Below are 13969 nucleotides of genomic sequence, written 5' to 3'. Positions count from 1 at the left end.
TGCTGACTGGCGCCCTTTGGCGAGAATTCGTGGAAAGCTGACGCGCCGCGAGCTTATGTCACTGCGGTAGGAGGACAAGGCAGGCACCGCCTGCGCTAGCGATCATCTATTGAGGACAAGATCCCCCCATTCCATTCGTTCGGCTCGCGGAATCTGGGTGGTTGGGCAATATGTGTGCGTGACATGTTCGCCGTCATCATATTCGACGGTGAAACTGGTGCGGCTCCTGACCGCCATTACCTGACTGTCCGTGTAGGATTTTCCGCTGGGATCGACCGCGCGATAGCTTCGCTCGTAGCGACCGTGACCCAAACTCCTGAAGCCAAGGGTTTCCGTACTGCCATCGGCGGCGCTCTGGCGCTTCTCGTCGATATACATCAACGTCAGATAGGGGTCTGCGACCGCCGCCGCGCAGCTCGTTTGGATGGCGTAATATCCCTTCTCCATCGGAGGAAATTCAATGGAACCCTGGATATGCGACGCGGTGCTCGCCTGTCCGGTTGCGGCGCCGGCCAGTTGCGGCCGCTCGGCGCGGATCGTCGCCTGCATCTGAGGAGAAAGCTGCGCGAAGGCGCACTTCCGATAGGCCTCTTCCGAGATCATCTCGCCGCCCGAGGCACCGCCCTGACTGACCTGGATGCTGGAAAACCGACCGTCGCCTTCCGCTTTTATCCCCAGAATATCCTCGTCGCCATCTGCATTCTCCGCATTCCAGACGAGTGTGTAGCCACGATAATAATCGTAGAAATCGCTGTCGCGTGACGGGGCTCCGACACGGTGGATAGGATTGACCTCCGAATATGCGCCAGCGCCGTTCGCGCCCGGCTCGGCCTGTTTGACATATCCGTAATTCGCGCCATCGTAGAAGAAGACCAGCGATGCGCGCGCGCAGCTTCCTCCCTCGACATTGCCGTAGATGCCCTGCTCGATCGGCAACGCCCCAGCCGCGACGGCTGGAGCCCCTGTCGCATTGGCGGCGGATTGTGTCGCCAGGGTCGCTGCATTTGCGCTGTCATGTGCAGGGGATTGCGACCCGCACGCCGCCACGGCGACGACGGCCAGGCCAAAGATACCGGTTCTCGATATGCGGAAATGACACGAGGACATATAGGCCGCTCCATTTCTTGTCTGATCGTAAGTGAGGCTGGCTTTTCGAGGGGTTCCATTGCCATATCGGATGCTTGTCGCCGCTGGTGCCCCGCCGACGCCCCCCGGAACCCTAGAAATCAGGGCATTTCACCAGCACAGAGATGGTGCCGTCGGGGCCTTTCGCGCGGATACGACCGTTACCCAATGGCTCCACCTCGAACACGGCCAGGTCCCCTTCGGATTTCCTGGTCGACCGGGCTTGCAGGATCAGCCGGTTGCCCAGCAGCTTCCAGTCGCCCGCCGCCTCGTTCCCCACGACGAAGGTGCCATCTTCGCCGAGGATCATCGTCGACGCGGCTTCGCAGGATCTATTCTCCCGCGACCAGCTTCCGACCATCGCCTGGCGGAACAGCGGCGCGGCGCCCGAGGAGGGCGGCGGCAAGGATGGCGCCGGTGACGGCGTCGGCGGGGTCTCGGCTGGATTGTCGGCGACGTCCGTTCCGCCCAGCCCGCCGAACAAGGCGCTGCCGGAAGACGCGCCTGCCGGCGTGCCTTCGCCTTCGGCCTCGCCCGTCATGGCCGGCGGGGTATCCTGATCCGGGCTCGCTTCGGGGGCTGCGGGCGCGGCGACCGGTTCGGCTCGGTCCGAACCTCCTTCCAGCCAATACCAGCCCCCGCCCAGCAGCAAGGCACAGGCGGCCAGTACGAACAGGCTGGACCCGCCACCCCTGTCCGTTTCGCCCCGCAATCCTCCTTTATCCTCCACCCCCATTGCGGCGCCTCCCTGTCCGGACCGGCCGACGGACGCCGGCTTTCATCGGCGGCACGATGCAATGGAAAGGCGCCTCGGCGCACGTGACAAAATCTGTCAGGCGGCGCGGGTTCAGTTGGTGAAGATGCTGATCGCTCCGGCGCTGCCGCCGTCGGGCGCGATGGTATCGACGACGACGCTCTGCGGGCTGAGCGGACGCCAGCGGCACAGAACGCGTCCGCGCGCGCGCTCCTCGTTGCAGAGGATATTGCCGGCTTCGTCGCGAACGCGCAGGCGGAGCGGGGCCGGAAATTGCGTACGGGCATAGACGATCGCGGGCGCGCCGCCTTCGAAGCGGATGTTGACGGAGGCCGGATCGCCGGGCGGCCGGGTCACTTTCTGCCGCCCCCCTTCGCGTCCGCGGTCGATGCCCGGAAGCCTGGCCAGCCGGTCGAGCAGATCGTCGCGGCTGTCGCCCGCCTTCTCGGCCGCCTGCCGCGCTTCGGCCAACCGCCTTTCATAATCGATCGGCGCGACGCCGCCACCGGGCAGGAAAACCTGTCCTTTCGCCCAGCTCAGCATCTCTGCGGACGAGACCAGCGCTTCGGCGCGCTGCTGCGGATCGGACGTGGAATAGGCCTGTTCGCGCGCGACATCGGCCCTCGCCAGCCACTCGACGGCGCTGGGCGATGCCTCCTCCGCCCCCGCGAACCCGGTCGCGAGAACCCCGGCGACCAGCCCGGCGAAGGCCATCGCGGATCGGCGCGAGGACCGGCGCCACTTCATTTCCTGACGGGATTCGTCAAATGCATCCATAGACGGATTAGCCTAGTATGAAACGATCCGGGGGGAAAGCGCAGCCTATGCATATCGCGATACTCGAAGATGAAAGCTACTGGATTGATCGCATTCGCCGGACACTCGACGCCGCCGGCTGGCAAGGCAGCTTCTTTCGTACCGGCGAGGACCTGCTCGCCGGCCTCGGCCGCGCCGCGTTCGATGCCGTGATCCTCGACATGCACATCGCGAATTCCCCGATGACGGGGGCGGACGTGCTGTCGCAGCTTCGCCGCCAGAAATCGCCCGAACCGATCCTGATGCTGACCCAGTTCGCCCGCCAGCACAGCGCCGCCGCCGCACTGGACGAAGGCGCGGACGACTATCTGGCCAAGCCCTTCGACGGCGACGAACTGTGCGCGCGGATTCGCGCGATCCGGCGGCGCATCGCGGTGGCCGACGCCGACATGGTCCACGCGGGGCCCCTGCACCTGAGCCGCCAGTTTCGGTGCGCGCACTGGTTCGACCGCCGGATCAACCTGAGGGGGCAAGGCTTCGACATCCTGCTGATGCTGGTCGAGGCGGACGGCGACATCGTCACGCAGGACGCGTTGTGGCAGCGGGTGTGGGCCAAATGGAGGAACCTCGACACCCAGGCCCAGCCGATCCAGGCGGGGGTATCGCGGTTGCGCAAGGACATAAGGGAAGTCACCGGTTTCGAGGTCGTGGCGACGGTGCCCGGGGTCGGTTACAGGCTGGCGCTCGGGTGATCGAACAACTGTCCCGCTGGTCGTGGCGACGCGCCTTGCTGCTGTTGGCGCTGCTCGCGATCCTGCCGGGTGCCGCGGCGCTTTTCCTCCTCACCACCCGCGATCAGATGATGCGCAGCGCGGAAAATGAAGTGAATGCCGATGTCGCGGCGCTGACGCGGCTGACCGACGTCGACGGGGTCGTCACCGCGATCGAAGTGCTGGAAGACCGGGGCGCCCGCGGCGCCGGCGGCGGTTTGGCCTATTTACTGGTCGATCCTGAAAATGGCGCGACGCTGGCCGGCAACATGGAGCATTGGCCCCGGAGCATCCCGCGCGTTCCCACCGAAAAGCCGATCGTCGCCGCCGGCGAGTCGCCGGTCCTGATCGGCCGGGTCATGCTGCTCGACGGTCACTTCCTGCTTTTCACCGGGCGCCGGATCGAGGGTTTCGCCGCGCTGCGCGATCGGACGATCCAGGTCGTCGGGGGCTTTACCGTCATCATTCTGGCGGGCGGGCTGATCTTCGCCTTCCTTTCGATCCGCACGGCCGAGAAGCGAATCGCGGCGATCGAAGCGACCCTCACGGCTTTCAGCCAGGGCCGCCGTTCCGTTCGGATCGAAGACCGGCGCCGCGACCCGCTGGGCCGGGTGTCGGCGCGCGTCAACGCCCTGCTCGACCTGCTGCGCGAGAAGCTGCGGCACCACGAACTGATCGCCGAACAGATCGCGCATGAATTGCGCGGACCGGTGGCAAGGGCGGCGACGGCGATTCAGGCACGGTCGGACGACCCGGCCCACGCCTCTTTGCTGGCGCGCGCGACGATCGACGACCTTCTGCAGATGATCGACGGCGTCCTGTTCATTACCGGGATGCGCATTCGCGACCTGAAGGTCGAACGCGTCCCGCTGCACGAGGTCGCCTCCGAGATCGCCGAACTCTTCGGCGAGGTCGCCGAGAGCAAGGAGATCGAACTGGAGCGGAGCCTGCACCCCGCTTTCATCATGGGGGAACGGGCGCTGATCGAACGGCTCATGGCGAATCTGGTCGATAACGCCCTCAAATATTCACCGCCGGGAAGTTCGCTTCGCCTGCGCGTCCGCGCCGATGCCGACGGCGCGTTGCTGGAAATATCCGACAAGGGGCAAGGCCTCGCCAACTTCCCCGAAACGCCGGGGATGCTGCTTGCACGGGGCCAGGCCACGCAGGATGTCGCGGGGACCGGCCTTGGCCTCGCGCTGGTGCTGCGTATCGCCGAACGCCACGATGCGCTGGTTCACTTCGCCGATCGCGAGGACGGCGGACTGACGGTTGCGGTGCGTTTCGCCCCAGAATCCGCGGGAACTCCGGGACCGCCGGCAACATAGGAAAGCGCCGCCCAATAACGGGGATGGCGCCAGCGGCCGGAGGGATCGTCGCGCAATGCGATCGCCGACTTGCGCAGCGCGTCAGCCAGGTCGATCCGCGGGTCCGCGCCGACCTGCGAAAAAAATTCGCGCATCTGGACATAGGCAGCGGCATCGTCGAGCGGCCAGTGACTCACCAGCAGGTTGCGCGCGCGCGCCAGGAAGAAGGCCCGGGCGAAGCTGCTGAGGGGGTCGGCGTCCCCCGGCATCGCGGTCGCCGTATCGCAGGCGGTCAGCACGACCAGCGGATGATCGAGGCGCAGGCTGCCGATGTCGGTCAGCGACAATAGCCCGTCGTTCGCCGCCGCCCCCGTTTCGGGGGCCAGTTGCAGCGCCGGTTCGACAACGGGGCCGGGAAGGCGGGTGCTGTGCGTCGCGAAAATGATGACGGCGGCCGATGCGACCTCCGGCGCCGTGGCCAGCCAGCCTTTCGTGGCCGCTTCGCCCTTGCGCACCGTCGCCGTCGCTCCGAATATGCGCGCCAGATCGTCGAGTTGGCGTTCCGCGCCGGCGAGCGGCGGCAACGACGGTTCCGCGGAGTCCACGGCACCGAGGGCCACGATTCCTCCCGCCGCCAGTCCCGGTCCGCTGCCGGCGGCGATGCTCGCCACCGATGGCAGGCGCGTGATCCGAAAACGGTCGACGATCCAGTCGCCGTTCCAGCGCAACAGCGATAGCGGCAGATGAGCCAGCGGACCGGACTGGACCACGCGCAGACTTCGGACTTCGGCGAGTTGCTCGCCGAAAGGACCGAACATATCCTCTCCCAGCCTGTCGGCGGCGGCGCGGTCGAAGGCACGCAGCGTCGTTGCCCGCGCGTCCATTTGACCGCGCACGATTTCGCCCGACGTGGGCTGCAGCGACGCATTGAGCGAGGCGATCGCACCGCCGAACTGTTCCATCGACAAGCCCGCCCTGCGCCACCAGATACCGTGCGGCGTGACAAGCCACATGTGGTTGGCGCGAACCGTCGGCAGCGTCAGGAGCAGCGCTTCATCGCGCTGCATGCCCTGCCGAAGCACGGCGACGTCCAGCGGGGTCGGTCGCAGCGCGACTTCATAGTCCGGATAGTCGGCGCGGATCCGGTGGCTCAGCGCATCGAAGCGGAGGCGGGCCTCGGCGACGCTGGTGGCGGTATAGCGATGCTCCGTGCCGTCGGGGTTGTCGCGGAGCGCCCGGATCAGATGGCGCTCGTCCTTCACGATCTGCCGCGCGAGCAGGAAACGCTCGCGTTCGAGGCCCGCCAGCCTGTCGTCCCCCGCGCTGATGGTCGCCTGCACGAGATCGCGCGCGCGGATCGCGGCGCTGCGGTGCGCGCGCTGTGCCGCGGCGAAGCTGCGCAACGCGGCCTCGCCTTCGGTCATCTGCCCGGCATCGAGCATCGCCGCCACGACGTCGATCTCGGTCTCGGCGATGTTGCACAGACCCTTGCCCGGGCCCAGCCCGTCCGCCGAACCGAAGCTGTCGATCGTCTCGCGCGTCAGCGATTCCGCGGCGGCCTCTTCCAGCAATGTCAGCGCTTCGCGCAGCGTCGCGGGGTCGCGCGCCAGCAGCTTCGCAAGCCCGGCGCGCAGGTTCAGCGTCTGACAATGCGCGGCCGGAAGCAGCTTTTCATATCCGGGCAGGATGGTGCGATAGAGGGTGATCGCTTCGGCCCTCTTGTCGCGCTGGGCCAGAACGGACGCCAGCACCGCCTGGATGTCGAGGCGCAGAAGCGCATTTGCGGTGACGAACCCGGCGAGCGCTTGCCGCGCTTCGGCCTCGGCCTCTTCCAATCGGTCGGCCGCCTGCAGCGTTTCGGCCATCGTCAGCCGGGTCTTGGCGATGAGCGCGGGATCGGCGCCCGATTCCCCGCTGCTCGCGTCGAGGATCGACAGCGCCTCGCGCAGCAGCGGGATCGCTTCGTCGGGCCGCGCCTCGCTCACCAGAAAATCGGCGTAGGCGACGAGCGTAAAGGGTTGCTCGCGCGCCGGCGCCAGTTCGCGGGCATAGCGCATGTTGTTGAGGAACAATTGCTCGGCCGCGCGGGGGCGCCCAAGCGTCGCAAGCGTCTTGGCAAGGCCCAGTTCGGCCCTGCGCGTGTCGCGGCTGTCGGGACCCAGCCGTTCGAGATAGATGGCATAGGATTCGCGCGACAGCGATTCCGCCTCGTCGAAACGGTTGAGCTGACGCAGCACGATAGAGCGATTGAGGAGCGTCGTCGCGCGCACGGGATGCGTGGCGGGATAGAGGCGCGACTGGAGTTCGATGACCCGGGCGGAGAGCGCGGCGGATTCCTCCAGCCGGCCCTGATTGTCGAGATTGCGGGCCAGATTGTTGAACTGGGCGGCCAACAGCGGCGCGCTCTCCTCCCCTCCCTTTTCGGCTATGGCGATGGCCTGGCGATAGCGATCCTCCGCCTCCTTGTAGCGGCCCATATAATCCAGCAGCACGCCCTCGTTTCCCAGGCTGACGGCCAGGTCGGGGTGGTCGGACCCGAACAGCTTGCGCGTGATCGCGATATCCCGGGCGCGAAGCACCGCCGCCTCTTCATATCGGCCGCGGCGCAGGTACAGCGATGCCAGAAGGCCGGACGCCGACGCGATCGCTTCGCTGTCCGGCCCGTCCGTGGCTTCCGCGGCCGCGAGAAAAGCCAGGCCTTCCGCTTCGACCAGCACATCGTCCTGCGCGTACAGACCGCTGTCGAGCAGTTCGTTCCAAAGCTGGTAGCATGACCGGGGCGGCAGGTCGGCACGCGCCCGGCACGCATCGAGTTCCGCCTTGGCGAGTCGCGTCGAGGTGCGAAAGTCGCCGGCCTCATAGGCGGCGGTATAGGCGGCGCTGGGCGCGACCGTCACCGCTTCCGCCTCCGCGGCGCCCGCCGGTGTCGCCCAGGCGATGCTCGCGATTCCCAGCAGCGCGGGCAAGACGGCGAAGGCCGACCCCGTGCATCCGCCCTTCGGCGATCCCCCACATGCCGTCATTGCCACCCCTACCCCGCTTTTACGCCAAGCCCCTTTGATGTGGGGGGTTTGCGCAAAAATCGAGTGATTCTTTCGCACCAATCGCTTGCGATCTTTGCAACGGTAGCGCCCGGATTTTCGTGGCTCAAGTTGCCCTCGATGACGCCGCGCGGGTGGACATGCGAACGGTAGACACTGTTGCGGGAAAAGCCGCAACGCCTGCCTGGGACGATGAATCGGCGCGCGCCGTCATCCCCGGGCGATCGCCGCTAGCCTTCAAACCAATCGCGAACTCCCTTGGGTACCGTGCCGGTGGGACAATGCGTATAAGTTTCCGGCTCGTCGAAGAGAGTCGACCCCGCTTCCGCGACAAAGCTGGATGCGCCGGTGACGCGAATGACAAAATTCGTGCTTGTCCCCTTGGTGTCATCGCCGTTGCCGTACGAACGGGCATGAACCCGAAAGCGGTTGTTCCCGAGCGATTCAAAGCTCCGTATCTCCGGCCCGCCATCGAACCAAGTCAGCGCGCTTTCATCGAAGTAAGCCAGGCTGCCTGGCCCATCGCTGGCAGCTTGCGCGCTGGCGGCCCGCGCACAGGTCGTACCGACGGCGTAATAGCCTTTCGGGATCGGCGGGAAGCTCGCCGGCCCGGCCGCGGCTTGCGCGCCGACGGCGCAACCTTCCTTATCGACGAGTTTCCCCTTGTCGTCGCGGCGCTCGATCACGTCCATTTGAGTGCCGTTCCAGCCCCACACCGCGGTTTCGATATAGCCGCAATTGCCGTTCCAGCCGCGGCGATATTCGACGACATCGCGCTTGCCCCGGCGCTTGACGTCCTCGGGACCGATATCGCCGTTAAATCCATAGGCGACCTGATAGCCTGCGGCGGTCGAGATGATGAAGTCGTAAGGCGGCCCCATTTTGCCATGATCCGCCTCCTCCGCGCACCCCCAATTCTGTGTGGTGACAACAAAATCGGGCCGTCCGTCGCCGTTGAATTCTGCGGCGATGAAAGCGCCCTCGTTCGCGGCAGATTCCTGCTTGGGATCGACGGATTGGATCGGAGCAAAGCGCACGGTGCTGAAACGCACCCCCATGTCGCGGCACTCGCCGCGGGCATAGCCTTCCCATGCCGAAAGCGCGGCAGCGGGGAGCACGGAATTTGCCACGACTGCGGTTGCGCCGCTTTCGGTTCCCGCGCTTTGCTCCGCCGCCTGTTGCCGGGTCGACATGCCTGCCGCCGCATCGGCACTGGATTCCGAGCCGCAACTGGCGATGGCAACCGCGATCACCGAAACCAGGGAAAAAACCGACAGGCGAGCGATACCGCCCCTGGTCGGTTCACGCCGCTTTTGCACGGGCCTTCTCCTGCTCGATCGCCTTGTTCATTTCGACTTGCACGCCATCGACGATGGCGTCGCGCACCGCATTGCTGTGAAGCTTCCTGGAGAAAAGATAGCCGCTGACGACCAAAACCCCGAACAGCCAGAAGTACCCCCAATCGCTCCAATCACCAAAGATGGCTGCGATGACGAACGGCAGGAATATGCCCATCGCCAAACCCAGCCATTCATTGAAACGCTTGACCAGGGAATTGGCGGTTGCCCTGCAAATCGAAGTTCTGCCGGTGTCGTGAACGACGAGCCCGGTGGCGTAACCCCCATCATCGTTCTTCGGCATCGCGAATATTACCGACACGCGATGCCCGGCGCGAACAGCCACGCCGATATTGTCGAAGGTCGTGTCAAACTCCTTGCCGTCGTCCTGGCGCACGAACAGGTGCAGATGCTGTGTGGTGCTGGACGAGATATGCACCGGAGAATTGTTCTGACCGCCCCCGCCAAAGACGCGCGTCGTCGATGAATTTTGGCCGTCGAGCACCGTTCCGCTTTTGGTAAAATAGGTAATCTCGTCCGCTGATTTCACCTTTGCAATCGCCATTTCCGTCTCCTTGCGCACCCGCCGATCTGCCGATGCAGCGGCCGTGGAAGCCTCCCTCGAACTATTCCGCCGGTTGCAATCCGCCTTCGAAGCCCCGGCACCGATTCAAAGAATTTCCAAAGCCGCACCGGCACATCTCGACAGGATGGTTGCGCCATCTCCCGCGACCGGATCGCTTACGCCGATCGGGAGACTGGAGCGACGAAGGGTCGTCAATCGCGCCTCCGCCGCATCCGGACCGGCCCGCACGTCAGGCCCCCGCGAGCAGCGACCGCGCCGCCGCCAGCCGCACCGTCGTCGCTTTCTTCTCCCGCTCCTGCGTCGCCGCGAAGCTGCGCTGGGCCTTTACCGCCCGATCGACGCGCGCACGCCCGGGCGACGCCGCCGCGGGCTTCGCCGCAACCGCGACCGGCATCGCGCTGGCGCCGAGCAATCCGCCGTGGATATATCCGTTCATGCCCGATGCGGTGCGCACGAACATCCATCCGTCGCCCCCGTCGCCGAGCGCATCGACCGCCGCCCCGTTCGCGACCGTTTCGATGATCCTTCCGCCGGTCGAAGGAGCATCGCGAAGGCGAGCGCCGCTGGAGGCGCGGATATAGCGTGTTACGGCCGCAGCCTCGGCCGTTTCCACCGGAGCATCGTCGTCGATGCCATAATAGCGGCTGGCCCAGCCATCCTGTTGGGCCAGCGTCGGATCGGCACCATCGGCGACCGCATTGGCCTGCGCAAAGGTCGTGACCGTCTGTCCCTGAATGCCCGAAGCCTTGGCGATCACCCGATCATCCTCGGCGATCCACTTCTCGATACTGGCCAGCCGCTTTTCGGCTTCCTTTCTCGACAGCGTCGCGGCACCGGCCTCTCTTTCCACCGTCTCGATCTGGGTCCTGCGGCATTGGCCCAATGCCTCCAACTGCCCCGGAAGCGCGGAATATTGATTCATCACCGGGTCGAAGTCCGCGTCGATCGCCGCGCGCAACTCATCCTTGTTGCGCTGATCCTGCGAAATCGAGCTCAGATAGCCCGCCGCCCCGCCGGCCGCCGCACCGGCCAGCACGGTGGGCAGAACGCTCGACTTGTTCTGCTTGCCCGAATTGCCCAGCACGCCGACCAGCGCGCCAAGCCCGGCGCCGATCAGCGCTCCGCCGGCGATCCGGTTCCCCTGAAAATTTTTGATGCGACTGAACGGCTGACGCGCTTCGAGGCAATTGTCGGTAAAGCGCGTCGATTTGGCGAAGGCCGGTGTCGGCGCCGCCGCGACCAGCGCGCCAAATGTCACGGCGCTTATCATATGCCGCCAAACCGCCCGGCGGCGAGAACGGGAAAGGATATGGCGTTCAGTTCCGGACGGCATCTTTCAACTCCTCGATCCACCGCTGATCGCGGGCCGCGTCGCGCGGCTGGCTACGCTGATTGTCGATATGCTGGCGAATGGCCGGGACGTAGCGCGTCAGACGCTGCAGCCCCGCCCGGTCCAGTTCGGCGCTGATCGCGTCGAAGGCCGCCGCCGTCTGTTCGGCCTTTGCCGCGGCGAGCGCTTCGATCCCGCTGAAATAGAGGGCGTAGCTCGCGTCGCGCTCGCGCCGATGTTCGGGAAGCTGTGCGATCAGCGCATCGAAATCGCGACGCTCCTCGCTCGACAGCGCCGACGGGTCGGACCCGATACTCCCGGTCAGCGTCTCGACCTGATCGATGCGGGCGCCGCGCTCCGCGCCATAGGAGGCCGCGAGGAGGCAGGCGAGGATGGCCTTCTGGTAAAGCGCATCCGCCTCGCCGGCGCTGGCGGGCGCCGCCGGCGCGGCGTCGGTTCCCGCGGAGGCGACGGCGGCTTTCCGATCGTCCCCAAGCCCGGGGATCTGGATCGACCCGCCCTCCAGCCACCAATAGCCCCCGCCGAGAGCCAGCAGGCAGGCGGCAAGGACCGCGATATTCTTGCGATCGATCACGCGCCGCCTCCCTCAGTCGGCCGCAGCGCGGCGCTTCGCCACGCCGAGATAGATGCAGCCGGCACCGAGCAGGAGGATCAGCCATCCGCCGCCCTGCAAGGCGATCGACTTTTCGATCGCGCGCTTCAGGGCGGAGAGATTGACGTCGTCCCGCACCATCGTCATCGTCATCGCCGCTTCAAGCAACGCGATGGTCTGCTTTTCCCACAGATAGGGGATGAAGGTGGACGCGCAGCTGACAACGCCCAACGCCGTTCCGAGCGGTTTCACCATGGCATTGCGCATCCAGCCGGCGGCGATCGTCAGGAGAGCGAGGAGCGGAACCAGCCAGACGAGCTTGGACAAGGTCATGATATTGTCGAACTTGTCCATCGCGGCGTTGACCTTCCCCACCGCGCGCTGCAGTTGGGCGACCTCCGGTGAATCGCCGAACTCGCCGGCGACCGTTACGCCCTGCTGATCGAGTTCCTTCGCGATGCTGGCCCGGGTCGTTTCGACCCCGGCCTGATTGTCGCCGGCGGCCGACGGCACGTCCAGCAGGCTATGGTCCCCACCTGCCGCCAGATATCTCAGATCCTTGTGGATGCGCCCGTTTTCATAATTGAACCCCGTCGACATGAAGGTCATGGAAAAGGCCGCGAACAGGATGAGCGCCGCGAGCAGCATCTGCGGCGCGAGCTTCAGCCGGCCGAGCAGGTCGCCGATCGCGTCGTCGCGGGTCGATGCGGCGCGAAACTTGTCCACGATCTCCTCGCTGATCGCGGATGCGTCGCTGAGGTTGGGCGCCGGCTTCAGCGCCCCCGCGCCGGGTGCTTTCGACCCGAGCGCGATATAGATTTCGCGCGCGCCGCCATCCTCGACCACGAAATCGACGAGTGTGCCCCGTTGCGGGTCGCCGGCGTCGCGCCAATCGGTCCGCGTAAACGAATAGCGCGCATCATCGTCACCCTGAATGACGCCCGCTTCTTCCTGAAAGCCCAAAATCCGACCGCGCACGCTTCCCTCCCGATGCCATTGCCTCGATCGGGTTCGATTACGCGGTCAGGGCGCGGCTCCCACGAAAATCCGGATGGCTGACACCATTTGTCAGTTCTGAAAGGGAAAAACCTTGATGGTGCGGAGAATCCCGACACGCGGAGGATTCATTTCTTGCGTGGAAAGCCTTGATTCAGACGGTCGCAAGATTTTGCACTCGCAAAGAGTGGCATCGCCGCATGTGAAAACATCGGACGGATTATCCGGGTCTGAATGTCGCTTGACGATCTATCGGTGCCGTCATCGGCTGGTGATGGACGGAAAGTGGAGCCCAGAAGAGGATTTTACGGTTGACACCAAAAATGGCGGATTTCTGCGGTTTTCTAAAAGGGCGTCGGGACGGTTGTATTAGGCTTTTGTACTAGCCGAGGCAAGGGGTTGGCCAATGTGGGTCCGCGTTAAGGTCTCGAACCGGGTTGGCAACGCTCTCCGGTTTACACCGTGCCCTGTACGCCTAGTATCTCCATATGCGCGCTAAGGATCGTCACCTAATCAATCGTTTCTTGCTTTGGTTTCCTGCCGCTGCGGTAGGGGTGTTCGCGTTCTATGTGACGACCGCGATAGCCGCCGCTGCGATTTGGCCTGAGGCAAAGAGCAGTGTTGCCAATCAATATGCGTGGGCGCTCAGTCTAGTTTCTCGCTCAAACATACTTGCCGCTATCGCTATCACGCTCCTGTGGCTTATAGTATTCTTCTATACTCGCGATACTGATGACAAATCACAGGAAGGCGAAGCGTTAGGGGTACATAGTACTATGACTGAGAATGATAATCGTAGGGGCATTTTCAACGACGCCCCTAATTACGGATCACAGACATACAATGAAGCACCGGCGCAACGGCTTTCTCCGCCGCTTGATGACGTTGTGTCATCGGCCATCAAAATCGGGCCGAAAGTGCAGATTAGAGTGTATGGAATAGACAATGAGATGCAGAGTCTCGGCCGCTCGATCTGCAATCAGCTAAAGTTAGCAGGCGCAGAAGTCATTTGGTTTGGTCAGGATAATGGAACTCGGTATCTTGAGGGCATTGTTATTGAACCCGCCCCAAATGATGTATCGATACAGTTCGCTCAGCGATTATCTACAGCCTTCGCAAACAGTGGCTTGAAGGTGGCGGTAGAGGATGGTCCGACAAGCTGGGGTGATGATCCATTCGTTAGGGTTGCTGTTGGAGGGGCGCAGGTCGCAGGTATCCCCATGCGGAAATAATAGACCCCGTTCGGGGCGCGATGGAGGTATGAACACATAGGCCGTTGTCCTCGTACCTTTGTACTAGACGCTCGTAAAAAGCCTAAGATTTCCGCTAATTCCTAGGGTTTTCAAGCCCTAGT

12 protein-coding genes are annotated in these 13969 nt (G+C 64.5%); 3 read left to right on the top strand and 9 right to left on the bottom strand.

The window, feature by feature from the left end:
• Positions 1–102 precede the first annotated feature (102 nt).
• The 3 genes from SGR02S_RS04005 to SGR02S_RS03995 form a co-directional block, all read right to left on the bottom strand.
• On the bottom strand, positions 103–1107 hold the full coding sequence (locus SGR02S_RS04005; RefSeq protein WP_156482969.1) for a hypothetical protein: 1005 nt from the start codon (positions 1105–1107) through the stop codon (positions 103–105).
• A 112-nt stretch (positions 1108–1219) separates the two neighbouring features.
• Positions 1220–1837, bottom strand: coding sequence for a hypothetical protein (locus SGR02S_RS04000; RefSeq protein WP_156482968.1), 618 nt, complete (start codon positions 1835–1837; stop codon positions 1220–1222).
• A 135-nt stretch (positions 1838–1972) separates the two neighbouring features.
• Complete coding sequence (locus SGR02S_RS03995; protein WP_169799633.1) at positions 1973–2626, bottom strand: hypothetical protein; 654 nt, start codon at positions 2624–2626, stop codon at positions 1973–1975.
• A gap of 77 nt (positions 2627–2703) precedes the next feature.
• Here SGR02S_RS03995 and SGR02S_RS03990 point away from each other — a divergent pair, with 77 nt between their 5' ends.
• Positions 2704–3387: a response regulator transcription factor gene (locus tag SGR02S_RS03990; RefSeq protein WP_067105896.1), complete on the top strand. Its 684-nt coding sequence runs from the start codon at positions 2704–2706 to the stop codon at positions 3385–3387.
• Positions 3384–4733, top strand: a complete 1350-nt coding sequence (locus tag SGR02S_RS03985; RefSeq protein ID WP_169799632.1) for a sensor histidine kinase — start codon at positions 3384–3386, stop codon at positions 4731–4733. Before SGR02S_RS03990 ends, SGR02S_RS03985 begins: the two co-directional genes overlap by 4 nt.
• Here SGR02S_RS03985 and SGR02S_RS03980 read toward each other — a convergent pair.
• From SGR02S_RS03980 to SGR02S_RS03955, 6 genes are all read right to left on the bottom strand, one after another.
• A complete protein-coding gene (locus tag SGR02S_RS03980) occupies positions 4643–7735 on the bottom strand; it encodes a CHAT domain-containing protein (RefSeq protein ID WP_082796945.1) in 3093 nt (1030 codons plus the stop codon). The genes SGR02S_RS03985 and SGR02S_RS03980 overlap by 91 nt on opposite strands.
• A 248-nt stretch (positions 7736–7983) precedes the next feature.
• Entirely contained in the window at positions 7984–9072 is a 1089-nt protein-coding gene (locus tag SGR02S_RS03975) for a hypothetical protein (RefSeq protein WP_067105890.1), read from the bottom strand.
• A complete protein-coding gene (locus tag SGR02S_RS03970; protein ID WP_067105888.1) occupies positions 9056–9655 on the bottom strand; it encodes a hypothetical protein in 600 nt (199 codons plus the stop codon). Before SGR02S_RS03970 ends, SGR02S_RS03975 begins: the two co-directional genes overlap by 17 nt.
• 250 nt (positions 9656–9905) lie before the next feature.
• Positions 9906–10946 carry an SH3 domain-containing protein gene (locus tag SGR02S_RS03965; RefSeq protein ID WP_067105886.1) on the bottom strand — a complete coding sequence of 347 codons (1041 nt, stop codon included), beginning with the start codon at positions 10944–10946 and terminating at the stop codon, positions 9906–9908.
• A gap of 46 nt (positions 10947–10992) precedes the next feature.
• Positions 10993–11601: a hypothetical protein gene (locus SGR02S_RS03960; RefSeq protein ID WP_067105883.1), complete on the bottom strand. Its 609-nt coding sequence runs from the start codon at positions 11599–11601 to the stop codon at positions 10993–10995.
• Positions 11602–11613: 12 nt separating this feature from the next.
• On the bottom strand, positions 11614–12597 hold the full coding sequence (locus SGR02S_RS03955) for a hypothetical protein (RefSeq protein ID WP_156482966.1): 984 nt from the start codon (positions 12595–12597) through the stop codon (positions 11614–11616).
• A 506-nt stretch (positions 12598–13103) separates the two neighbouring features.
• Between SGR02S_RS03955 and SGR02S_RS19955 the strand changes: the two genes are divergently transcribed.
• Positions 13104–13847: a hypothetical protein gene (locus SGR02S_RS19955; RefSeq protein WP_156482965.1), complete on the top strand. Its 744-nt coding sequence runs from the start codon at positions 13104–13106 to the stop codon at positions 13845–13847.
• Positions 13848–13969 lie beyond the last annotated feature (122 nt).

The sequence above is a fragment of the Sphingopyxis granuli NBRC 100800 genome (genome assembly GCF_001591045.1).
GTDB lineage: Bacteria > Pseudomonadota > Alphaproteobacteria > Sphingomonadales > Sphingomonadaceae > Sphingopyxis > Sphingopyxis granuli.
Note: the sequence above shows the minus strand (reverse complement) of the source record. Positions and strands in the feature narration are given on the sequence as shown.